Source organism: Sphingomonas dokdonensis, assembly GCF_002197685.1.
GTDB classification, from domain to species: domain Bacteria; phylum Pseudomonadota; class Alphaproteobacteria; order Sphingomonadales; family Sphingomonadaceae; genus Sphingomonas; species Sphingomonas dokdonensis.
This window is the reverse complement of the sequence record NZ_NBBI01000005.1, coordinates 176,785-197,305: the sequence shown is the minus strand read 5'-3', so window position 1 is coordinate 197,305 and position 20,521 is coordinate 176,785. Positions and strand designations below refer to the sequence as shown.

The window sequence follows — 20,521 nt, the reverse complement described above, 5'->3', positions numbered from 1 at the left end:
CTAACCGGCACGTCCATGCGCTACATCAGCACCCGTGGAGCCGCCCCGACCCTCGACTTTCGCGGCGCGACGCTCGCCGGGCTTGCCTCGGACGGCGGGCTTTATGTGCCGGAGGCGTGGCCGACGCTGTCGCGGGACGAGATCGCGGGGCTGGCGAACCTCTCCTATGTCGATACCGCGGTGGCGGTGATGGCGCCGTTCGTCGGCGACACGCTGACCCGCGACGAGCTGCGCGGGCTGTGCGAGCAAGCCTATGGCCGCTTCGCGCATGCGGCCGTCACGCCGCTGAAGCAGCTGGATCATGACCAATGGCTGTTGGAGCTGTTCCATGGGCCAACGCTGGCGTTCAAGGACGTGGCGTTGCAGCTGCTTGGCCTTCTGTTCGAACGGTTCCTGACCGGCGACAATGAGGGATCGCTGACGATCGTCGGGGCGACCAGCGGCGACACCGGATCGGCGGCGATCGACGCGGTGGCGGGACGCGCGGGTATCGACATCTTCATGCTGCATCCGGCGGGCCGCGTCAGCGAGGTGCAGCGGCGGCAGATGACGACGGTGCGCGCGCCCAACGTGCATAACATCGCGATCCGCGGCGATTTCGACACGGCGCAGGCGCTGGTGAAGGCGATGTTCAACGACGCCGGCTTCTCGCGTCGCTTCCGGCTGAGCGCGGTGAATTCGATCAACTGGGCGCGGCTGATGGCGCAGGTGGTCTATTATTTCTACGCCGCCGTGCGGCTGGGTGCGCCCGAGCGTGAGGTTGCGTTCAGCGTGCCGACGGGCAATTTCGGCGACGTGTTCGCCGGCTATGTCGCGGCCAAGATGGGGCTGCCGGTGGCGCGGCTGGTGGTGGCGACCAACGTCAACGACATCCTGCACCGCGCGCTGTCGGCCGGGGATTATTCCTCGGCCACGGTGGTGCCGACCGCGACCCCGTCGATGGACATTCAGGTGTCCTCCAATTTCGAGCGGCTGTTGTTTGACCTCGGCGGACGCGACGGCGTGGCGCTGGCGGGGCAGATGGGCGGCTTCGAGGCGTCAAGGGCAATGCGGCTGACCAATGCGCAGCATGAGGGCGCGGCGACGCACCTGACCAGCGCGAGCGTCGATGCCGACGGCATGGCGATGGCGATGCGCTGGGCGCAGGAACATGCCAATGAGGTGATCGACCCGCATACCGCGATCGCGCTGGCGGCGGCACGGCGGCAGACGCTGAACGTGCCGACCGTGACGCTGGCGACGGCGCACCCGGCCAAGTTCCCCGAGGCGGTGGAGCGGGCGACGGGGATGAGCGCCCGATTGCCCAAGCGCGTCGGCGACCTGTTCGAGCGCGAGGAAGCGTTCGACACATTGGACGCTACCTTTGCCGCGGTAAGTGACTATATCGCGGCGCGCGCAACCCCGCGTTCTTAACGTCCGTTCGCCCTGAGCTTGTCGAAGGGCGTGTCACATGTGGCACCTTTCGGGGCACGTGCTTCGACAAGCTCAGCACGAACGAGCTGAGGTCGGCGCGCGCCTCTGATTCCAGGATTCTGCAATGCCTTCTCCCCGCCGTACCTTCGCGATCATCTCGCACCCCGACGCCGGCAAGACCACGCTGACCGAAAAGCTGCTGTATGTCGGCGGCGCAATCCATCTCGCCGGCGAGGTGAAGGCACGGGGCCAGAATCGGCGCGCGCGATCGGACTGGATGAAGATCGAGCAGCAGCGCGGCATCTCGGTGACGTCGAGCGTCATGACGTTCGAGAAGGATGGCGTGTTCTTCAACCTGCTCGATACGCCGGGGCACGAGGATTTCAGCGAGGACACCTATCGCACGCTGACCGCGGTCGATTCGGCGGTGATGGTGATCGACGCGGCGCGCGGCATCGAGGCGCAGACGCGCAAGCTGTTCGAGGTGTGCCGCCTCCGGAACGTGCCGATCATCACCTTCGTCAACAAGGTGGATCGCGAGGGGCGGCCGGTGTTCGAGCTGCTTGACGAGATCGCCGACGTGCTGGCGCTGGACGTGTGCCCGATGAGCTGGCCGGTCGGCATGGGCGGCACGTTCGAGGGCGTGCTGGACCTCAAGACCAATCGCATCAGCCGGCCCGATGGCGACAGCCGCAATTTCCAGGGGCGCGTTGAGGAGGCGCCCGAACTGCCCGTCGACGTGGCCGAGGAGATCGAGCTGGCGCAGGCCGGCTATGCCGCGTTCGATGCCGAGGCCTATCGCGCGGGCGACCTGACGCCGGTGTATTTCGGATCGGCGCTGAAGGATTTCGGCCCGGCCGAGCTGATCGCCGCGCTCGCCGATTTCGCGCCGCCGCCGCGCCCGCAGCCGGCCGAGCCCGCGCCGGTGCAGCCCGACGAGAAGGACGTCACCGGCTTCGTCTTCAAGGTGCAGGCCAACATGGACCCGCAGCACCGCGACCGGATCGCGTTCATGCGGCTGTGCTCGGGCACGTTCAAGCGCGGCATGAAGCTGACGCCGACGGGGCACGGCAAGCCGATCGCGGTGCATTCGCCGATCCTGTTCTTCGCGCAGGATCGCGAGATCGCGGACGAGGCGTTTCCGGGCGACATCATCGGTATTCCCAACCACGGCACGCTGCGGGTGGGCGATACGCTGAGCGAAAAGCCGGGAGTGCGGATCACTGGGCTGCCGAACTTCGCGCCGGAGATCCTGCGCCGTGTGGCGCTGAAGGACCCGACCAAGACCAAGCAGTTGCGCAAGGCTTTGGACGATCTGTCCGAAGAGGGCGTGATCCAGGTGTTCTATCCCGAGATCGGATCGAACTGGATCATCGGCGTCGTCGGGCAGCTGCAGCTCGACGTGCTGCTGTCGCGGCTGGAGGCGGAGTATAAGGTCGGGGCGAACCTCGAGGCGTCGCCTTACGATACCGCGCGGTGGATCACGGCGGCGGATCCGACGGCGCTGAAGGACTTCATGGATCTGAACCGCGGCGCGCTGGCGAAGGATCGTGATGGCAATCCGGTGTTCCTGGCGAAGAGCGCGTGGGAAGTGGGCTATATCGCCGATCGGTATTCGAAGGTGACGTTCGCGGCGACGCGGGAGCGCTAGCTCACCCTAGCCGAGTCACAAGCGCGCATCCTGAAAGCGCCGTCATCCCGGCCTTGCGCCGGGATCCAACTATCGGCGCGCGCTGTGCTTCACTATGTCACGCAGCGCTCGTTGCGCCATGGATCCCGGCTCAAGGCCGGGATGACGAGGGTGATAAGGCGATAACGGCGCTAGCCTACCTTCGCGTCAGCCAATTTTCCTTTCAGCCGGTCCGCGGCATCACTACATCACCTCCATGGCCGAACGCTTCGAACGACACCGCCAGCCGTGGCGCCCCGACGAGATCCAGAAGCTGCATACACTCGCCAAGAAGGGCATGGCGGTGAAGGCGATCGCCAAGGCGCTGACCCGCAGCGAGGAATCGGTGAAGGATCAGGCGAAGAAGGACGGCCTGTCGATCGCCAAGCTTCACTGACGCGAACCATGACCGAGTATGACGCGATCGTGCTGGGGGCCGGCGCGGCGGGGCTGATGTGCGCCGCCATCGCGGGGCAGCGCGGACGGCGCGTGCTGGTGATCGATCATGCGAAGAAGGCGGGGAAGAAGATCCTGATCTCGGGCGGTGGGCGGTGCAATTTCACCAACATCGGCACCGCGCCCGATCGCTTCCTGTCGGCCAACCCGCATTTCGCGCGATCGGCGCTGGCGCGGTACACGCCGTTGGACTTTCTGGCGCTGGTCGAGCGCTATGGCATCGCGTGGCATGAGAAGACGCTGGGGCAGCTGTTTTGCGACGGATCGGCGCGGCAGATCGTGGCGATGCTGCTCGACGAATGCGACAAGGGGCGGGTCGATATCGCGCTGGGGCAGGCGATCGGCAGCGTCGACCATGGTGATGCGCGCTACCGCGTGCGCTACGGCAGCCGCGAAGCGAGCGCGCCGGCGCTGGTGATCGCGACCGGCGGGCCGTCGATCCCCAAGATGGGCGCGACCGGCCTTGCCTATGATCTGGCGCGGCAATTCGGGCTGAAGGTGGTGGAGCCGCGGCCGGCGCTGGTGCCGCTGACGCTGGGCGGCGAGGATCCCTTCCGCGCGCTGGCGGGGGTCGCGACCGAGGTGGTGGCGCGCAGCGGCAAGGCGGCGTTCCGCGAAGCGATGCTGTTCACGCATCGCGGGCTGTCGGGGCCGGCGGTGCTGCAGGTGTCGTCCTATTGGCGGCACGGCGCGCCGATCACGGTGGATTTGCTGCCGGGGCATGACGAGGGATGGCTACGCGCGGCCAAGCGCGAAACGCCGCGCGCCGGCGTGGCGAAGCTGCTGGCGGCTGCGATGCCGCAGCGGCTCGCCGACGCGCTGGCGCAGCAGCTGGGCATCGCGGGCGAGCTGGCGAACCTCCCCGATGCGAAGCTCGCCGCGGCCGAGCAGCGGCTGGCGGCGTGGCAATTCGATCCCAACGGCAGCGAGGGCTTTGCCAAGGCGGAGGTGACGGTGGGGGGCGTGTCGACGGCGGACCTTTCGTCGCAGACGATGGAGGCGCGGCGCGTGCCGGGGCTGCACGTGATCGGCGAGGCGGTGGACGTGACCGGCTGGCTGGGCGGGTATAATTTCCAATGGGCCTGGGCGAGCGGCTGGGCGGCCGGGCAGGCGGTGTAGGTTTGCTTTCCGGGAGCGAATGCTGATCGCGGAATACCGCAACTGGGAGGTTAGCTGCCGTTTTCGTATGAGCCGAGCGCGCTTCATCGTCCTTTAAGGCCGATGTAATCCGCATAGATATTCAGCGCCGCAAAGCTAAACACTCCGACCCAGAACAAAATTGGCACCGGCATTTGCGTGGCTAAGCTCGCGCCTACCATAGCGGATGCTAAAACAAGCGCCACCATCCGCCAATGAGGCAGGTGATGGTATCTCACCTCGTCCTTGTCACCATACGGGCCGAAGGTGATCTTAACACGCTCGAAAACTGCCCAGTCCAACGCTGCCCCGACCCGGATTGCTCCGACGATGTGCAGAATTGAAGAGTATGGCACCGTCATCCACGGATCATATCGCGAAGACCGACGTCCGAAAGTGGGCGGAAGCAGACCGGCTCCTATTTGGTGCTTACCTTCCGAACGCTTGGCCAATTTCGCATGAGCAGTAGTTGTGCAGCGGCGTTGGCGAGTAGCACCATCCAGCCGTATCGCCGCACAGCCTCCCACCCGGCCCGCATGCCGATTGTAAAGAGGAGCAGGATCACAACGGTCGCGCCGCATGTAAGCCTCTCCGCCCGACTTGGAGAGCGTTGGTGCCAACGGTAGCGTGTTGTCATTCGTCGAGCATAACCAAACACACAACGTCCGCAAATGGGCGAGGTTGGACGCTTCCGTTCAGGGCGGCGCGGCGCGGGCCAGCCGACCGCGCGCCCCGATCAGTTCGCCGCCTGTACCGCCAGCAGGTTTGCCACCCTTGCCTTGAACGCGCGCAGCTTTTCGCCCGAGAGGGTGGCGACGCTGGATAGCGAGATGGAGCGAGGGTTCACATTCTTGCCGTTCTTCCACACTTCCCAATGGAGGTGGGGGCCGGTGGACAGGCCGGTGGAGCCGACATAGCCGATCACCTGGCCGCGCGAAATGCGCTGGCCGGACGAGACGGCGAAGCGGCTCATGTGGCCATAGCCGCTGGAAATGCCGCTGCCGTGATCGAGCTTGATGAAATTGCCGTAGCCGCGATTGCGGCCGGCCATGACAACGCGGCCGTCGATGGGAGCGTAGATCGGCGTGCCCGACGGGGCGGCGAGATCGAGCCCCTTGTGCATGCGCAGGAAGCCGAGCAGCGGGTGGCGGCGCATGCCGAAGGTGGATGATACGCGGCCGGTGACCGGCATGCCCATGAAGCCGCGGCGTTCGGACTGGCCGTTCGCATCCCAGAACTGGCCGCCCTTGCCGTCGCCATCCTCCCAACGGACGAGACGCAGCTTCTTGCGGCCCTGATCGAGCCCGGCATATTGCAGCTGGCCGACCTGCACCTCGCCGGTTGCGGCGCGCGCGTGATCGGCGATGATGTCGAACCGGTCGTCGGCACCGATCGCGCCGATCGAGGTGCGGCTGGCGATGGTGCGGATATACGCCTCGACCAGCTTGGCCGGCGCGCCTGCGGCGCGGGCCGAGCGATAGAGGCTGGAGCCGACCAGGCCCTGGATACGCAGCGGCGTGTTGTCGATCGCGATCGGGCGGCGTTCGAGCGTCAGCCCGTCGCCTTGGCGATGCACGGCGAGGTTCAGATCGAAGCGGGCGCGAAAGGCGATCTTTTGCAGCGGGCGCGCGGTGCGGCGATCGTGGCGGCGGCCGAGCGTGAGATCGAGCACGGTGCCGGGCTTCAGATCATTGAGCGCAACCTCGCCCGCGACCAGATCGGCGACGCGCGCGGCATCGGCGCGCCCGACGCCAGCGCGTTGCAGCGCGGCGCCGAACGTATCGCCGCTGCCCAATGTGGCGCTGAGTTCGATGATCGGGCGCTCGGGCGTTTCGGCGAGCGGGCGAACGAGATCGTTGGCAGCCATGCGGCGGCCGGTCGAGGCGCCAAGGCCGAGCGGCGCGATCGAGAGCGTGCGCGCTTCCTCGCGCTCGGCCGATGTCAGCCCGGTGGTGATGAAGCCGGGGATCGGCTGGACGCCCGGCGCGGTCAGGACGGCGGCGGCGATCAGCCCGGTGCAGGTGGCAAGCCCGCGCCACCAGGTGCCGCTGCCGATGCGCGAGCCGAGGTCGGGGACCCATTCGGTGTCGTGCAGCCGCGCGCGCAGGTGATCGCGCCACGTGAGCTGCGGGACGGGCACCACCGCACGGCCGAAGCCGCGCGCACCGGCGCCGCCGGCCAATTCCAACCCAGGCTGCTCGCGCAAGAACACAGCGAGTAAGAGCGCCCCCAAACGCTAGACATCGCCGATCCACCCCCGGCGCAGGCAGGAGCGTTGTGGGGGCGAGTTCCTAAAGTCAAATTAACCCGGCGGCTTAGCGGGCTCCGTTGCGCCGAACCGTTCGGCTGGTGCGCCGGAAGGGAATGGTTGATTCGTGCGCCCAGTCGCCCGATGTTGGCGGCACCATGGCTCGCCACGACAATGCCCGCGTCACAGCGGTTCTGGGGCCGACCAACACCGGCAAGACCCACCTCGCCGTTGAGCGGATGGTGGCGCATTCGTCGGGCATGATCGGCTTTCCCCTCCGGCTGCTGGCGCGCGAGGTGTATGACCGCGTGGTCGCGATGAAGGGGCGGGAGCGTGTCGCGCTGATCACCGGCGAGGAACGCATCGTTCCCAAGGACGCGCGCTGGTTTCTGTGTACCGCGGAATCGATGCCGGTGGACCGCGATGTCGCCTTTGTCGGGATCGACGAGGCGCAGCTGGGGGCGGATGCCGAGCGCGGGCATGTGTTCACCGACCGGCTGCTCCATGCGCGTGGGCGCGAGGAGACGATGATCCTGGGCTCCGCCGCGCTGAAGCCGGTGGTGCGCGCTTTGGTGCCGGGGGTGGAGATCGTCGAGCGGCCGCGCTTTTCCGACCTGAGCTATGCGGGCGCGAAGAAGATCAGCCGCCTGCCGCGCCGCTCCGCGATCGTCGCGTTCAGCGCGGAGGAAGTCTACGCAGTTGCCGAGATGCTGCGCCGGCTGAGGGGCGGGGCGGCGGTGGTGATGGGGGCGCTATCCCCGCGCACGCGCAACGCGCAGGTCGCGATGTTTCAGGCGGGCGAGGTGGATTATCTGGTCGCCACCGACGCGATCGGCATGGGGCTGAACATGGATGTGGCGCATGTCGCGTTCGCGGGGCTGCACAAGTTCGACGGCAAGCGCCGGCGGCGGCTGACCACGGCGGAAATGGCGCAGATCGCCGGGCGCGCCGGGCGGCACCAGCGCGACGGGACGTTCGGCGGGGTTTCCGAAGAGGGGCCGGATGCGTTCCTGCCCGAGGAAGTGCTGGCGATCGAGGCCCACCGCTTTCCGACGCTCGACTGGCTGTTCTGGCGCGAGGGCCGCCCCGATCTGTCGAGCGTCGACGCGCTGCTCGCGTCGCTCAGCGCGCCGCCGCAGCATGACGCGCTGCGCGCCGCGCCCGAGTCGGTCGATCTTGCCGTGTTGCGGCGACTGGCGGAGGATCCGGCGATCCGGGCGCGGGCACGCGGGCGGGTGGAGCGGCTGTGGGCGGTGTGCGGAATTCCCGATTTCCAGAAATCGGGGGTGGAGCCGCATGCGCGCTTCGTCACGCGGGTCTTCGGCTATCTGTGCGAAGGCTATCTGCCGCACCAATGGTTTGCCGACGAGGTCGCGCGGCTCGACCGGGTGGATGGCGATGTCGAGACGATCGCGGGGCGCGTCGCGGCGATCCGCACCTGGGCGTATATCGCGCAGCGCAAGGACTGGCTGGCGGACCCGGCACATTGGGCGGCGCGCACCGCAGCCGTGGAGGAGCGGCTGTCCGACGCGCTCCATACCAGCCTGACGCAGCGCTTCGTCGACAAGCGGACCAGCGTGCTGATGAAGCAGATCGGCGCGGGGGCCGGCGCGCTGCCAGTGGAGATCGGCGCGGAAGGCGAGGTGACGATCGACACGCATGCAATCGGGCGACTGCAGGGCTTCCGTTTCGAAGTGGCGCCCGATGCGCGCGCGGCGGACAAGCGCCTGCTGCTGGCGACGGCAGAAAAGCAGCTCGGCAAGGAGCGGGCGGCGCGCGGGCAGGCGCTGAGCGAGGCGGCGAACGACGCCTTTGCGCTGACGCCGGGCGGCGTGGTGACGTGGCAGGGCCACCCTGTCGCGCGGCTGGTGCGCGGGCGGTCGCTGGGGCGACCGGGGGTGGAGCTCGACGCGACGCTCGATTGCCTCGACCCGGCGCTGCGCCGCGCGGTGGCGACGCGGGTGCAGGCATGGGTGGACGATGCAATGCGCGCGCAGCTGCCAGTGCTGGCGAAGCTGGCCGAGATGGCGCGCGATCCGGCGGCGACTCCCGCGCTGCGCAGCGTGGCGGCGGCGATCGAGGCGGGCGGCGGGCTGGCGCAGCGGCTCCCGGTGCGTGCGGCGGTGGAGGCGCTGACCCCGCCCGATCGCCAGCGGCTGCGCAAGGCAGGGGTCACGATCGGCGCGATGGACCTGTTCGATGCGCGGCTGCTGAAGGGGCGGGCGCGGCCGTGGCGCGAGGCGGTGCTGGCGGCGTCGGGCGCGCCGGTGCCGGTGGCGCCGCGCGAGGGCGCCACAGTGCTGCCGCGCGGCGCACCGGGCGCGACGCTGGCGGCGGGGTTTCGCCCGATCGGCGCGCAGGCGGTGCGGGTGGATCTGGTGGAGCGGATCGCGCGCGCCGCGCATGATGCGCGGCCGAAAGGTGGTGGGGCGCGCGCGCCGTTCCTGCCCGATCCCGCGCTTGCCACGTCGATCGGGCTGGAGCCCGGCACGATCACGCGGCTGATGGTGGAGCTGGGCTTCCGCCCCGCCGCCGAGGGGCGCTGGGCGTGGCGCGGGCGACCGCCGGCGAAAGCGGCGCGGCCGCGATCGGACAACGCCTTTGCCGCGCTGGCGGGGCTGGCCTTTGACTGAGGCGAGCATGCGGCTGGATCGCTTCTTGTGGTTCACGCGGCTCGCCAAGACACGCGACGTGGCGCAGGCGATGGCGGCGGACGGGCATCTGCGGATCAACGGAAGGCGCGTCGACCGCGCACACACGCCGGTGCGAATCGGCAATGTTCTTACCTTCTTCAAAGCGGGCGCGGTGCATGTCGTGCGGGTGGAGGCGCTGCCGACGCGGCGCGGCCCGGCCCCCGAAGCGCGGCTATGCTATCGCGATCTGGAGGCCGGCGATCCGGCCACAAATGGAACAGACACGAGCGACGGCGATTGACGATGGCGGAAGGCGCGCATAGCAGCGGCGCCCAGTCTGCCGTTCGAAGGAGTTTTGCCGGCCATGACCTATGTCGTCACCGACGCGTGCATCCGTTGCAAGTACATGGATTGCGTCGAGGTGTGCCCGGTTGACTGCTTCTATGAGGGCGAGAACATGCTCGTCATCAATCCAAGCGAGTGCATCGACTGCGGCGTGTGCGAGCCGGAATGCCCGGCCGAAGCGATCCTGCCCGACACGGAAAACGGCCTGGAGCGCTGGCTGGAGCTGAACGCCACCTTCTCGGGCCAGTGGCCCAATGTGACGCGCAAGCTGGACCAGACCCCGCCCGACGCCGACGAGCACAAGGGCGAAGAGGGCAAGTACGACAAGTATTTCTCGCCCGAGCCCGGCACCGGCGACTGAACCGGTCGCGGCGGGCGAACATCGACCCGCCTGTCTGCCTCGCGTTGATCGCCGCCTGACCCGCAGTGGTACGGCGGCTTGTCGCACTTGTGCCAGCAATGCTGACTGATCGGCGCTGGTAATAATCTTGCAATGCTGCTATATAAGCCCGTGACGGACGCATTGCTCTTGCGCGTCCGCTGGAGACGCTAACCTTTCACGCCGCCATGGACAATCGCTCGCGGACCAATGGTTCGCAAGATGTTGCCGGTGACGTGTTCAACCCAGAGGATCGGGTTCCTATGGCTGCCAAGGCGCTGCATTTCGACGTCGGTGATTATGTTGTTTACCCGAAGCACGGCGTAGGCCGTGTGATCGAGCTGCAGAAACAGGAAATCGCCGGCATGCAGCTCGAGCTTTACGTGCTGCGCTTCGAAAAGGAAAAGATGACGCTGCGCGTGCCGACCAACAAGGCCGAGAGCGTGGGCATGCGCAAGCTGTCGTCGGACAAGACGATGCGCGAAGCGATGGAAACGCTGAAGGGCAAGCCCAAGGTGAAGCGCACCATGTGGTCGCGCCGCGCGCAGGAATATGAAGCAAAGATCAACTCGGGCGACCTGGTGTCGATCGCCGAGGTGGTCCGCGACCTGTTCCGTGCCGACGACCAGCCCGAGCAGAGCTATTCCGAGCGGCAGATCTTCGAAGGCGCGACCAGCCGCCTGGCGCGCGAGCTTGCCGCGATGGAGCAGATCGACGAGCCGGCGGCGCAGGAGAAGATCCTGGAGATCCTTCGCGCAGCGGCAGCGATTTACAACAAGGACAAGGTGCCGGCCTGAGGCCGGGGAGGGGCGATCGTGCCCCGCGCTGAACACCTGTAGATGAAGAGGGGCGGCGCCAGCGGGCGACCGCCCCTTTTCTTTGTGCGGCAACAAGGGTGTTTACAGCTGTAATTCCTAGGCGTATTGCTGAAGTAACACACCTGGGAGACGGCCATGCGACAGATCGCTTTTGTATCCGCCATTGCACTTGCCATCGCGCTGCCCGGTGCGGCCGTGGCGGAGGGGCAGGAGGTCGCGGCGCAGCGCGACGGCGAGGCGCTCGTCTATCGCACCGGAGACTTCAGCAGCGTGGCGCTCGGCACGCCGGCGACGGTCGAGGTGCACGTCGGCGACGCGTGGTCGGTACGCGCGACGGGGCCGGCGGCGGCGCTGGCGCGTATCCGGGTCGAGCGTGACGGCAGCGCGCTGCGGATCCGCTCGCGCGAGCGGTGGAATGTGGGTCGCAAGGACGGCGACCAGCAGGTTCGCGTGAGCATCACCATGCCGCGCCTCGAAGGCGCGAGCATCGGTGGATCGGGGCGGATGATCGTTGATCGCGTGAGCGGGGACAGCCTGCGTGCGAGCATCGGCGGATCGGGCAGCCTGACGTTCAGGAGCGTGGCGGTGACCGATCTGTCGCTCTCGATCGGCGGTTCGGGCAGCATCTCGGTGGCGGGTAGCACCGATCGGCTGACGGTGCGTAGCAGCGGGTCGGGCGGGGTGATCGCGCCCGGGCTGCGCGCCGCCTCCGCCAAGGTCTCCACCGCAGGTTCGGGCCGCGTCCGCGCGATGGTGAATGGCCCGGCGACCGTTTCGATGGCCGGCAGCGGCTCGGTCGACCTGGGCGATGGCGCACGTTGTACGGTGAGCCGCGCCGGTAGCGGACGCGCGATCTGCGGCGGGTGACGCTTGCTGCCGACGCATATGTGTATTAGTGTAGCAATACACAGGAGGACATCATGCGCTACATGGCTTTGGCTCTCTTGATCCCGCTGGCGGCATGCGGCGGCTGGTCGAGCGATGACGACGTGCCCGGCGTTGCGGGATCGGGCAGCGGCAACGAACGGCGCTACGCGGTGGCGGACTTCACCGGCGTGGATCAGCGCGGGCCCGACGACGTCGACATTCGGGTGGGCAGCGGCTTTTCGGTGCGCGCGGAGGGGGATGAGAAGGTGCTGGGGCGCCTGAAGATCGCCAAGGATGGCGATCGCCTGCTGATCACGCGCGAAGGCAGCATGATGCGCTGGGGCTCGACCTCGGGTGCGGCGAAGATTTTCGTCACCATGCCGCGCGTCGAGCGGGTGCGGTCGGCGGGATCGGGCGATGTAGCGATCGACCGGATCGAAGGCGCTGGGTTCGACGGCAGCATCGCGGGATCGGGCTCAATGGCGCTGGGCCGCGTCGCGCTCGACAAGCTTGAGCTGTCGATCGCCGGCTCGGGCAGCGTGACCGCCGCGGGCGAGGCGCAGGCGCTGAACGTGAACATCGCCGGATCGGGCGATGTGGACGCCGCCGCGCTGCGGGCCGCGCGCGCCGATGTGAACATCGCGGGCGCCGGCGATATCCGCGCCACGGTGAACGGTCCGGCAAAGGTGGCGATCATGGGCGCGGGGAACGTCGACCTCGGGCCGCAGGCGACATGCGACGTGACCAAGATGGGCGCGGGAAGCGTGCGCTGCGGCGGCTGACCCCTTGCGCGCGGCACGGCGGAGGTGCGACGGCAAGGCCATGACCAAATGGCTTGCTCCGCTCCTTGCCGTGATCGCGGCGTCTCCGGCCTGGGCGGCCGAGCGCACGGTTACGCTGGGCAGTTTCGAAAAGGTGCGCGTCGACGGACCGTTCGAGGTGCGGATCGTGACGGGCGCGTCGCCGGGCGTGAAGCTGTCAGGTGATCGCGAGCTGATCGAGCGGGTGGCGGTGCAGGCCAATGGCGCGTCGCTGACGATTCGTCTGGGGAATGGCGGCTGGGGCGAACGCTTCGCCAGCGCCGACAATGCACCGCCGGTGATCACGATATCGACGCCGCGGCTGACCAATCTGGCGATTGCCGCGGGCGCGCGGGCGACGGCGAATCGCCTGAAGGGGCAGCAAGTGGTGGTGTCGGTGCATGGTGCCGGCAGCCTGGTGATCGACCGGGTCGAGGCGGATCAGTTCAGCGCGTCGCTGCTCGGCGCCGGGGCGTTGACCGTCAGTGGCGAGGCGAACCGCGCGCGACTGGTGAGCGACGGAACGCCGACGATCGACGCGAGCAAGCTGATCGTGAAGGATCTGGACGTGCAGCTAAGCGGGCTGGGCGAAACCAGCGCCTTTGCGCGCCAGACGGCCAGCGTGACCAGCAATGGGCTAGGCAAGGTCACGGTGCGCGGCCCAGCGACCTGCACGGTCCGTGCGGCCGCTGGCGGCCCGGTGGTCTGCGGATCGGGTAAATAGCCGGCCGCGCGTACGCGGCGCCGTTAGCCGTCTCGCCACGCACGACGAAAAGCCCGGCAGCGCCGAAGCCCTGTCGCGCGTCATCGTATCAGGTGTGGCGAACCGCGCAGTCGCGCGTCCGCCGACCACACCGGATTACTTGATCTTGGCTTCCTTGAACTCGACATGCTTGCGCACGACGGGATCGTACTTGCTGAAGCTCAGCTTCTCCGTCTTCGTACGGGGGTTCTTCTTGGTGACGTAGAAGAAGCCGGTATCAGCCGTGCTGACGAGCTTGATCTTGACGGTGGTCGGCTTTGCCATGACCCGCGAATCCTGTTCTTGAAGCGAAACAAAAAAGAGCGGCGAGCGTGAGCGCGCCGCTTTCAATGGTGGGCGCATGAAGGATCGGGGTGGCAAAGTCAAGCGAGACGCGGCTTAACGGCCCCTTCATGCCGCGCCGTCAGAGCGGGGTGACGGACGGGAGGTAACGGCTGACATGGACGCATTGATGGCCGCATTGGTGCTCGGTGCGATCTGCCAGGCGGGCGACAAGACGCCGTGGCTGGCCGCGATCCTTGCTGATCGCTTTCGCGCGCCGCTGGTGGTGATCCTTGCCACCGCAATCGGGCTGGCAGCCAATTACGCGCTGGGCGTGGTGGGCGGGATCATCCTTGCGCCCATGCTGTCCACCGAGGCGCGGCAGTTGTTGTTTGCGCTGGCGCTGGTGCTTGCAGCGCTGAGCACGACGCTTCGATCGCGATCGCCCGACCGGCTGGAGGGGTGGCGGCTGGGCGCGCCGGCGACGAGCACGCTGGGACTGGCGATCATGATCTTCGGCGACCGGATGCAATTCGTGGTGCTGGCGCTGGCCGCGCGAAGCGAGCTGCCGTGGCTGGCGGCGGTGGGCGGCACGATCGGCGCGCTGGCGGTCACCATTCCGGCGACGCTCATGGGGGAGCGGCAATGGCTGGCGCTGCCGCAGCGCGCGATTCGCGGCGGCTCGGCCGCGCTGCTGGCGATCACGGGGCTGTTCATCGGCTTGTCCGCTGTGCGGCTGATCTGAGCTTTTGTTCGGCCCGCGCCCGATCGGCGGGAGCGAATCTTTGGTCGATCCGTTTACGCAACGAACCCCGTTTCGCGGGAAACTCGTATCTGGAGCGACAAACCGTGGCTGACATTGCCCCCGACCTGAAGACCCCGACCGACCTGCCGCGCAACGATACGCGCTCGGTTGCCGATGCGCTGAATTCGGCACTGGCAGACTGCTATGCGCTGTACCTCAAGACCAAGAACTTCCACTGGCACGTGTCGGGCCCGCACTTTCGCGATTACCACCTGCTGCTCGACGATCAGGCCGCGCAGATCCTGGGCGTGACCGATGCGATTGCCGAGCGGGTGCGCAAGACCGGCAACGTCACGTTGCGCTCGATCGGCGACATCTCGCGCCGCCAGACGATCAAGGACAATGATCGCGAGTTCGTCGCCGCAGAGGACATGCTAAGCGAGCTGCGCGACGACAATCTGAAGCTGGTCGAAAGCTTCCGCGTGGTGAAGGACGCGGCCGATGCGGCAAAGGACAATGCCACCAGCGGCATCGTCGACGAATGGACCGATCAGGCGGAGGAGCGCGCCTGGTTCCTTTTCGAGGCGAGCCGCAAGGGCTGATCCGCGCAAGACGGAGTCAGCGGCCGGCGTTCGTCGCCGGCCGCGATGCGCCGCGTAGCGTCAGCAGCCAGATGTCGGGCGGCGCGCCGAGGCGTAGTGGCAGGAGGCTGGTGCCCAGGCCTGCGCCGACGACGATGGTGTGGGTGCCTTCCTTTATGACCCCGCAGCGGTAGCGATCGCCGTAGCGCGACGGGATCCACAAAGCGCCGAGCAGCGGCAGCACGATCTGCCCGCAATGCGTGTGGCCGGCGAGGAGCAATGGTGTGTCGCGCGGCAACGCCGGCGCGATGTCGGGCGCGTGGGTGACGAGCAGCCGCGCGCCAGGCTGTCGGCGCAGCTGCCGCAGCGTGTCGCCGAGCCGATCGTGGCGGCTATAGGCGTCGGCCACGCCGCCGATCGCCAGTGGACCGGCCCGCATTGCCGCATTCTCCAGCACCACCGCACCGGCGTCACGCAGCGCGGCGGCAACGCGCGAGGGGTCGCTATCCTGATCGTGGTTGCCGAGCACCGCGACCGTGCCGAGCGGCGGGCGCAGACGGCGCAGGGCGCGGGTGAGCAGCGGCGCGGCGGCGCGGGCAGTGCTGGCCTCGTGACCATCGATGAAGTCGCCGGCAAAAATCACGAGGTCGGGGCGTTCGGTCGCGATCTGATCGACCAGCCGCGTCAGCCGTGCGGGCGACATGGCACCGCCGCCGACATGCACGTCGCTGGCGAGCGCGAGGGTGATCGGCGGTGCGCCTGCCGGCCAGTCCGCCAGCGTGATAGCGGCACGTCGCACCACCGCGTCGGCATGCGCCTGTCGCCAGGCGAGCGCGACCAACGCGGCGGCGCAAACCGCCAATGCGGCGAGGATCAGGATCATTGTGCGGCGCGCCGGGATCATCGAACTGCGGTAGCCGGAGCGCAACGGCCACGCCAAGCGTTGTGGCGCGCATGCACGCCTTTGCGCAGCTTCTCGACTCGCTCATCTACACGCGCTCGCGCAACGCGAAGCTGAAGCTCATCGGGGATTATCTCCGCACCACACCCGATCCCGACCGCGGCTGGGCAATGGCGGCGCTGACCGGGGATCTCGACATTGCGGGGGTGAAGCCGGCGGTGATCCGCGGGCTGATCGAGGAGCGCGTCGATCCGGTGCTTTATCGCATGAGCCGGGACTTCGTGGGCGATTCGGCGGAAACGGTGGCATTGCTCTGGCCCGCGCCCGAACTGCCGGAGGCGCCCGAGCCGCTGTCGGTCGCCACGGTGATCGACCGGCTGATGCACCTGTCGCGCAGCGAGGCGCCCGCCGCGCTGGCGCAGATGCTCGACGTGCTGGACGCCGAGGAGCGCTTTGCGCTGCTGAAGATGGCGACGGGCGCGCTACGCGTCGGCGTGTCGGCGCGGCTTGCCAAGCAGGCGCTGGCGGACGCGTTCGGGATCGACGTGGATGCGGTGGAGGAGGTGTGGCACGGGATCGAGCCGCCCTACGCCAGCCTGTTCGCCTGGGCGGAGGGGCGCGGCGCGCAGCCGACGGCGGAGAATGTGCCGGTGTTCCGCCCCTTCATGTTGGCGCACCCGCTGGAGGACCTGCGCGTCGATCTGGCCGATTACGCGGCCGAGTGGAAGTGGGACGGCATCCGCGTCCAGATCGTCCACATTGCCGGCGAGACCCGCCTCTACAGCCGCACCGGCGATGATGTGACGCGCGCCTTCCCCGATGTCGCCGTCGCCTTTGCCGAACATGGCGCGGTGGATGGCGAGCTGCTGGTGCGCGGCGAGGCGCAGGGCGGCACATTGGAGGAGGGCGGCGGGGCGGCGAGCTTCAACGCGCTGCAACAGCGGCTGGGGCGCAAGGTGGTGTCGGCCAAGATGCTGGAAGAGGCGCCCGCCTTTGTCCGGCTGTATGACATACTTTTCGACGGCGCGGAGGACCTGCGCGCGCTGCCGTGGCATGAACGGCGCGCGCGGCTGGAGCGCTTTGCCGAGCGGCTCGACCCCGATCGCTTCGATGTCAGCGCCCTAATCGAGGCGGCGGACTTTACCGAGCTGGAGGGTATCCGCGCCGGCGCGCGCGATGCCGCGATCGAGGGCGTGATGCTGAAACGGCGCGATGCGCCCTATGTGCCTGGGCGCCGCGCGGGGCTGTGGTACAAATGGAAGCGCGATCCGCTGACCGCCGATTGCGTGATGATGTATGCGCAGCGCGGCAGCGGTCGGCGATCATCCTATTACAGCGATTACACCTTCGGCTGCTGGACCGAGCAGGGCGAGCTGCTGCCGGTGGGCAAAGCCTATTCGGGCATCACCGACGAGGAGCTGCGCCAGCTCGACAAGTTCGTGCGGACGCATACGCTCAACCGCTTCGGCCCGGTGCGCGAGGTGGAAAAGACGCTGGTGCTGGAAGTGGCGTTCGACTCGATCCATGCGTCGAAGCGGCACAAGTCGGGCGTGGCGATGCGCTTTCCGCGGATCGCGCGTATCCGCACCGACAAGCCGGCGGCGGAGGCGGACACGCTGGCGGCGTTGCAGCGGCTGGTGACGTAAGTGTCTAGGCGGCGCGCGGCTTGTCGATGCCGCGGGTCAGTTGCGGTGCGAGGCGGCGCACGTCGAGATTGTCGAGCCCCGCGATCAGCACCGTGCCCAGCCGCCAGTCGCGCGTCGCGACCAGCAGCCCCTCGCGCGTGGCGCGCGTGTCGCTCCAGGTGATGTCGCGCGCGGCGGCCTGACGCGGGCGTGCCTTGACTAGTGCCACCCGCAGGCCCTCGCCGAAGACGAGCGCGGCCTTTCCGTCGAAGCCGATCGCCGCGGACAGCGCGACAAAGCCGGCCAGCGCCTGTTCGGCCGCGAGCATCGCGTCTTCCGGGCTGTCGAGGCGGCTCCCGCCGCTGCGCCGGACCAGCCAAAAGGCTGCGGCGGCGAGCGCGATCACCGTGGCGAGCGCGGCGCCCGCCAGGAGCCAGATCATTGTTGCGGCGCCACCGCATCCATTAGCGGGCGTAGCCCGGAAATGTCGTAGCCGGCGCCGCCTGCCTGCGTCGTCAGCGCGTCGGGATCGGCGCCGAGCCCGGCCTGCGACAGCGCCCACAGGTTGCACGAGCGCGTGCCCGAACGGCAATAGGCCAGCACCGGGCCGCCCGCCGCACCGAGCGCGTCGATCATCGCGGTCACCTGCGGCATGGAGAAGCCGGCGTGCGTCACGGGAATGGCGGTGTAGGCCAGGCCATGGTCCTCCGCCGCGGCGCGGATCGCGTCGCCGCTCGGCTGGCCGTCTTCCTCACCGTCAGGGCGATTGTTGACGATGGCGACGAAGCCCGCCGCCTTGATCGCGGGCAGGTCCGCCGGGTCGATCTGCGGGGCGACGGCGATGCGATCATCAATGCGGCGAATGTCGAGCATGCATTGGCCCTAGCGCAGCTTGAGGCCGGGGAAAACGGGGTGTTGCGCAACTTTGCTTTGCGTGGCGGGCAGGGTGTGGTGACGGGAGCGCGGACCGACGTCGTTCGGCGCTCGCGGCACCTTGGATCCCGGATCAAGTCCGGGATGACGGTGGGGAGCTTGGTGCGCGTGGCTAGTTCTCTCGGATCACCTTGAGAAACGGCTCGCCATAGGCATCGAGCTTGCGCTGGCCCACGCCGGTGAGGCGGCCGAGTGCGTGGAGCGACGTGGGGCGGGTGGCCGCCATCTCGCGCAGCACCGAATCGTGGAAGATCACGTAGGGCGGCACGCCGGCCTCCTGCGCCAGTTCGCGGCGGCGGGTGCGCAGCGCCTCGAACAAGGGATCGTTGACCGGATTGGCGACCTGATCGCCGCGGCGGCGGCGCGCGCGCTTGGGCGGCATGACCAGTTTCAGATTGTCCTCGCCCTTGATGAGCCCGCGCGCCGCCGGGCCGAATTCCAGCCCGCCGTGATGGTTGGTGCGCAGCGCATCGCGCAACAGCAGCGCGCGGCCGACCGGCTTCAGCATCGCCGTCTCGTCGCCAGCCACGATGTTCCAGACAGACAGCGCCTCATGCCCGTTCATTAGGCTGCGCTCGCTCGACTTGCCGGTGAGCACTTCCTCGACATAGGTCGCGCCATAGCTCTGGCCGGTACGGAACACGGCGGACAGATATTTGCGCGCCGTTTCGGTCGCGTCGATCGCGTCGGGGGGCGAGAGGCAATTGTCGCAATTGCCGCACGATTGCGGGGGGTGCTCGCCGAAATGGGCGAGCAGGATGCGGCGGCGGCAGCCGGCGGTCTCGGCCAGCGCGCCGAGCGCGTTCAGCCGCTGGCGCTCGCCGGGCTGGCGGGCGGGCTCGACCTCGCCGATGCGCTGGCGCGCGCGGGCGAAATCCTCCGCGCCCCAGAACAGATGCGCGACCGCCGGATCGCCGTCGCGCCCGGCGCGGCCGGTTTCCTGGTAATAGGCCTCGATCGATTTCGGCAGGCCGGCATGCGCGACGAAGCGCACGTCGGGCTTGTCGATGCCCATGCCGAACGCGACGGTGGCGCAGATCACCATGTCCTCGCTGGCGACGAAATCGGCTTGGTTGCGGCGGCGCACCTCCGGATCGAGCCCGGCATGGTAGGCGCGGACGGGGCGGCCGGTGGCGGTGCGCAAGCTGTCCGCCATCCGCTCCGTGCCGGCGCGCGACTGGACGTAGACGATACCGGCGCCGGGCGTGTCGCGGATCAGGTCGGCGATCTGGCGCGTCGTATTGTCCTTGGGGCTGATCGCATAGCGGATGTTGGGGCGATCGAACCCGGCGACGATCATGCCGTCCTCGGGAATGCCGAGCTGGTCGAGGATGTCGGCGCGGGTGTGCGCATCGGCGGTGGCGGTCAGCGCGAGGCGCGGCACGTCCGGATAGCGATCGAGCAGCGGGCGCAGCAGGCGGTAATCGGGGCGGAAATCATGCCCCCACTCGCTGACGCAATGCGCCTCGTCGATCGCGAAAAGCGCGACGCGGCCGCGCTCCAGCAGGTCGCGGAAATCGGCGGTGGAGGCGCGTTCGGGCGCGATGTAGAGGAGGTCCAGCTCGCCATCGAGGAACCGGCCGCGCGTCTCGGCCTTGTTCTCATCGACGCTGGTGAGTGTGGCGGCGCGGATGCCGACCGCCTCGGCCGCGCGCAGCTGATCGTGCATCAGCGCGATCAGCGGCGACACGACGATCGCGGTGCCGTCCAGCATGGTGGCGGGCAGCTGATAGGTGAGCGACTTGCCCGCGCCCGTCGGCATCACCGCGAGCGTCGACTGTCCGGCAAGGACGCGGTCGACCACCTGGCGCTGCACACCGCGGAAATCGGGAAAGCCCCACAGCTTCTGGAGGACGGAAACGGGATCGGCGGCCATTCGCGCTGGCTCTACGCGTGCTGGGCGGGGGCGGCAACCGGGGCGGGTCCGGTGCATTGTACGGCAGGATC

At 68.4% G+C, this 20,521-nt stretch carries 21 protein-coding genes; 14 read left to right on the top strand and 7 right to left on the bottom strand.

Going from position 1 to position 20,521, the window contains the following annotated elements; translation table 11 throughout:
• Positions 1-15 precede the first annotated feature (15 nt).
• The 4 genes from thrC to SPDO_RS13600 all read left to right on the top strand — a co-directional run bounded on the left by thrC (position 16) and on the right by SPDO_RS13600 (position 4,657).
• Positions 16-1,413, top strand: a complete 1,398-nt coding sequence (gene thrC / locus SPDO_RS13615; RefSeq protein ID WP_088368039.1) for a threonine synthase — start codon at positions 16-18, stop codon at positions 1,411-1,413.
• A gap of 124 nt (positions 1,414-1,537) precedes the next feature.
• A complete protein-coding gene (locus SPDO_RS13610) occupies positions 1,538-3,064 on the top strand; it encodes a peptide chain release factor 3 (RefSeq protein WP_088368038.1) in 1,527 nt (508 codons plus the stop codon).
• Between the two features lie 235 nt (positions 3,065-3,299).
• On the top strand, positions 3,300-3,479 hold the full coding sequence (locus SPDO_RS13605) for a hypothetical protein (RefSeq protein ID WP_088368037.1): 180 nt from the start codon (positions 3,300-3,302) through the stop codon (positions 3,477-3,479).
• Between the two features lie 8 nt (positions 3,480-3,487).
• On the top strand, positions 3,488-4,657 hold the full coding sequence (locus tag SPDO_RS13600; protein WP_088368036.1) for a BaiN/RdsA family NAD(P)/FAD-dependent oxidoreductase: 1,170 nt from the start codon (positions 3,488-3,490) through the stop codon (positions 4,655-4,657).
• Between the two features lie 83 nt (positions 4,658-4,740).
• Here SPDO_RS13600 and SPDO_RS13595 read toward each other — a convergent pair whose 3' ends face one another.
• Together SPDO_RS13595 and SPDO_RS13590 are read right to left on the bottom strand one after the other, a co-directional pair.
• On the bottom strand, positions 4,741-5,037 hold the full coding sequence (locus tag SPDO_RS13595; RefSeq protein WP_088368035.1) for a hypothetical protein: 297 nt from the start codon (positions 5,035-5,037) through the stop codon (positions 4,741-4,743).
• Between the two features lie 374 nt (positions 5,038-5,411).
• Entirely contained in the window at positions 5,412-6,863 is a 1,452-nt protein-coding gene (locus tag SPDO_RS13590) for a M23 family metallopeptidase (RefSeq protein ID WP_342746681.1), read from the bottom strand.
• A gap of 218 nt (positions 6,864-7,081) precedes the next feature.
• Between SPDO_RS13590 and SPDO_RS13585 the strand changes: the two genes are divergently transcribed.
• The 7 genes from SPDO_RS13585 (at position 7,082) to SPDO_RS13555 (ending at position 13,489) form a co-directional block, all read left to right on the top strand.
• Positions 7,082-9,556, top strand: coding sequence for a helicase-related protein (locus tag SPDO_RS13585; RefSeq protein WP_088368072.1), 2,475 nt, complete (start codon positions 7,082-7,084; stop codon positions 9,554-9,556).
• A gap of 7 nt (positions 9,557-9,563) precedes the next feature.
• The gene (locus SPDO_RS13580; protein WP_088368033.1) at positions 9,564-9,857 is read left to right on the top strand and encodes an RNA-binding S4 domain-containing protein; all 294 of its coding nucleotides are present in this window, start codon (positions 9,564-9,566) and stop codon (positions 9,855-9,857) included.
• Positions 9,858-9,920: 63 nt separating this feature from the next.
• Positions 9,921-10,262 (top strand): ferredoxin FdxA, encoded by a 342-nt coding sequence (fdxA, locus tag SPDO_RS13575; RefSeq protein WP_088368032.1) that lies wholly within the window; start codon positions 9,921-9,923, stop codon positions 10,260-10,262.
• A gap of 281 nt (positions 10,263-10,543) precedes the next feature.
• The gene (locus SPDO_RS13570; RefSeq protein WP_088368071.1) at positions 10,544-11,077 is read left to right on the top strand and encodes a CarD family transcriptional regulator; all 534 of its coding nucleotides are present in this window, start codon (positions 10,544-10,546) and stop codon (positions 11,075-11,077) included.
• Between the two features lie 156 nt (positions 11,078-11,233).
• Complete coding sequence (locus SPDO_RS13565) at positions 11,234-11,965, top strand: head GIN domain-containing protein (protein ID WP_088368031.1); 732 nt, start codon at positions 11,234-11,236, stop codon at positions 11,963-11,965.
• A 62-nt stretch (positions 11,966-12,027) separates the two neighbouring features.
• A complete protein-coding gene (locus tag SPDO_RS13560; RefSeq protein ID WP_088368070.1) occupies positions 12,028-12,747 on the top strand; it encodes a GIN domain-containing protein in 720 nt (239 codons plus the stop codon).
• 40 nt (positions 12,748-12,787) lie between these two features.
• A complete protein-coding gene (locus tag SPDO_RS13555; protein WP_088368030.1) occupies positions 12,788-13,489 on the top strand; it encodes a GIN domain-containing protein in 702 nt (233 codons plus the stop codon).
• A gap of 135 nt (positions 13,490-13,624) precedes the next feature.
• Here SPDO_RS13555 and rpmG read toward each other — a convergent pair whose 3' ends face one another.
• Entirely contained in the window at positions 13,625-13,792 is a 168-nt protein-coding gene (gene rpmG / locus SPDO_RS13550) for a 50S ribosomal protein L33 (protein WP_017977469.1), read from the bottom strand.
• Positions 13,793-13,967: 175 nt separating this feature from the next.
• Here rpmG and SPDO_RS13545 point away from each other — a divergent pair, with 175 nt between their 5' ends.
• Together SPDO_RS13545 and SPDO_RS13540 are read left to right on the top strand one after the other, a co-directional pair.
• The gene (locus SPDO_RS13545; protein ID WP_088368029.1) at positions 13,968-14,534 is read left to right on the top strand and encodes a TMEM165/GDT1 family protein; all 567 of its coding nucleotides are present in this window, start codon (positions 13,968-13,970) and stop codon (positions 14,532-14,534) included.
• 104 nt (positions 14,535-14,638) lie between these two features.
• Positions 14,639-15,136 (top strand): Dps family protein, encoded by a 498-nt coding sequence (locus tag SPDO_RS13540; protein ID WP_088368028.1) that lies wholly within the window; start codon positions 14,639-14,641, stop codon positions 15,134-15,136.
• 16 nt (positions 15,137-15,152) lie between these two features.
• On the opposite strand, the gene SPDO_RS13535 is transcribed toward SPDO_RS13540, so the two are convergent.
• Positions 15,153-16,019: a metallophosphoesterase gene (locus SPDO_RS13535; RefSeq protein ID WP_211280087.1), complete on the bottom strand. Its 867-nt coding sequence runs from the start codon at positions 16,017-16,019 to the stop codon at positions 15,153-15,155.
• Positions 16,020-16,069: 50 nt separating this feature from the next.
• On the opposite strand from SPDO_RS13535, the gene SPDO_RS13530 reads away from it, so the two are divergent.
• Complete coding sequence (locus SPDO_RS13530) at positions 16,070-17,662, top strand: cisplatin damage response ATP-dependent DNA ligase (protein WP_088368027.1); 1,593 nt, start codon at positions 16,070-16,072, stop codon at positions 17,660-17,662.
• A gap of 4 nt (positions 17,663-17,666) precedes the next feature.
• On the opposite strand, the gene SPDO_RS13525 is transcribed toward SPDO_RS13530, so the two are convergent.
• The 3 genes from SPDO_RS13525 to recQ form a co-directional block, all read right to left on the bottom strand.
• Entirely contained in the window at positions 17,667-18,083 is a 417-nt protein-coding gene (locus tag SPDO_RS13525; protein WP_088368026.1) for a hypothetical protein, read from the bottom strand.
• The gene (locus tag SPDO_RS13520; RefSeq protein WP_088368025.1) at positions 18,080-18,514 is read right to left on the bottom strand and encodes a protein tyrosine phosphatase family protein; all 435 of its coding nucleotides are present in this window, start codon (positions 18,512-18,514) and stop codon (positions 18,080-18,082) included. Before SPDO_RS13520 ends, SPDO_RS13525 begins: the two co-directional genes overlap by 4 nt.
• Positions 18,515-18,686: 172 nt before the next feature.
• Positions 18,687-20,450, bottom strand: coding sequence for a DNA helicase RecQ (gene recQ / locus SPDO_RS13515; RefSeq protein ID WP_088368024.1), 1,764 nt, complete (start codon positions 20,448-20,450; stop codon positions 18,687-18,689).
• Between the last annotated feature and the right edge of the window lie 71 nt (positions 20,451-20,521).

Coding starts and splice junctions, on each gene's coding strand:
- thrC (WP_088368039.1), top strand. CDS start 16: ATGCGCTACATCAGCACCCGTGGAGCCGCCCCGACCCTCGACTTTCGC.
- SPDO_RS13610 (WP_088368038.1), top strand. CDS start 1,538: ATGCCTTCTCCCCGCCGTACCTTCGCGATCATCTCGCACCCCGACGCC.
- SPDO_RS13605 (WP_088368037.1), top strand. CDS start 3,300: ATGGCCGAACGCTTCGAACGACACCGCCAGCCGTGGCGCCCCGACGAG.
- SPDO_RS13600 (WP_088368036.1), top strand. CDS start 3,488: ATGACCGAGTATGACGCGATCGTGCTGGGGGCCGGCGCGGCGGGGCTG.
- SPDO_RS13595 (WP_088368035.1), bottom strand. CDS start 5,037: ATGACGGTGCCATACTCTTCAATTCTGCACATCGTCGGAGCAATCCGG.
- SPDO_RS13585 (WP_088368072.1), top strand. CDS start 7,082: ATGGCTCGCCACGACAATGCCCGCGTCACAGCGGTTCTGGGGCCGACC.
- SPDO_RS13580 (WP_088368033.1), top strand. CDS start 9,564: ATGCGGCTGGATCGCTTCTTGTGGTTCACGCGGCTCGCCAAGACACGC.
- fdxA (WP_088368032.1), top strand. CDS start 9,921: ATGACCTATGTCGTCACCGACGCGTGCATCCGTTGCAAGTACATGGAT.
- SPDO_RS13570 (WP_088368071.1), top strand. CDS start 10,544: ATGGCTGCCAAGGCGCTGCATTTCGACGTCGGTGATTATGTTGTTTAC.
- SPDO_RS13565 (WP_088368031.1), top strand. CDS start 11,234: ATGCGACAGATCGCTTTTGTATCCGCCATTGCACTTGCCATCGCGCTG.
- SPDO_RS13560 (WP_088368070.1), top strand. CDS start 12,028: ATGGCTTTGGCTCTCTTGATCCCGCTGGCGGCATGCGGCGGCTGGTCG.
- SPDO_RS13555 (WP_088368030.1), top strand. CDS start 12,788: ATGACCAAATGGCTTGCTCCGCTCCTTGCCGTGATCGCGGCGTCTCCG.
- rpmG (WP_017977469.1), bottom strand. CDS start 13,792: ATGGCAAAGCCGACCACCGTCAAGATCAAGCTCGTCAGCACGGCTGAT.
- SPDO_RS13545 (WP_088368029.1), top strand. CDS start 13,968: ATGGACGCATTGATGGCCGCATTGGTGCTCGGTGCGATCTGCCAGGCG.
- SPDO_RS13535 (WP_211280087.1), bottom strand. CDS start 16,019: ATGATCCCGGCGCGCCGCACAATGATCCTGATCCTCGCCGCATTGGCG.
- SPDO_RS13530 (WP_088368027.1), top strand. CDS start 16,070: ATGCACGCCTTTGCGCAGCTTCTCGACTCGCTCATCTACACGCGCTCG.
- SPDO_RS13525 (WP_088368026.1), bottom strand. CDS start 18,083: ATGATCTGGCTCCTGGCGGGCGCCGCGCTCGCCACGGTGATCGCGCTC.
- SPDO_RS13520 (WP_088368025.1), bottom strand. CDS start 18,514: ATGCTCGACATTCGCCGCATTGATGATCGCATCGCCGTCGCCCCGCAG.
- recQ (WP_088368024.1), bottom strand. CDS start 20,450: ATGGCCGCCGATCCCGTTTCCGTCCTCCAGAAGCTGTGGGGCTTTCCC.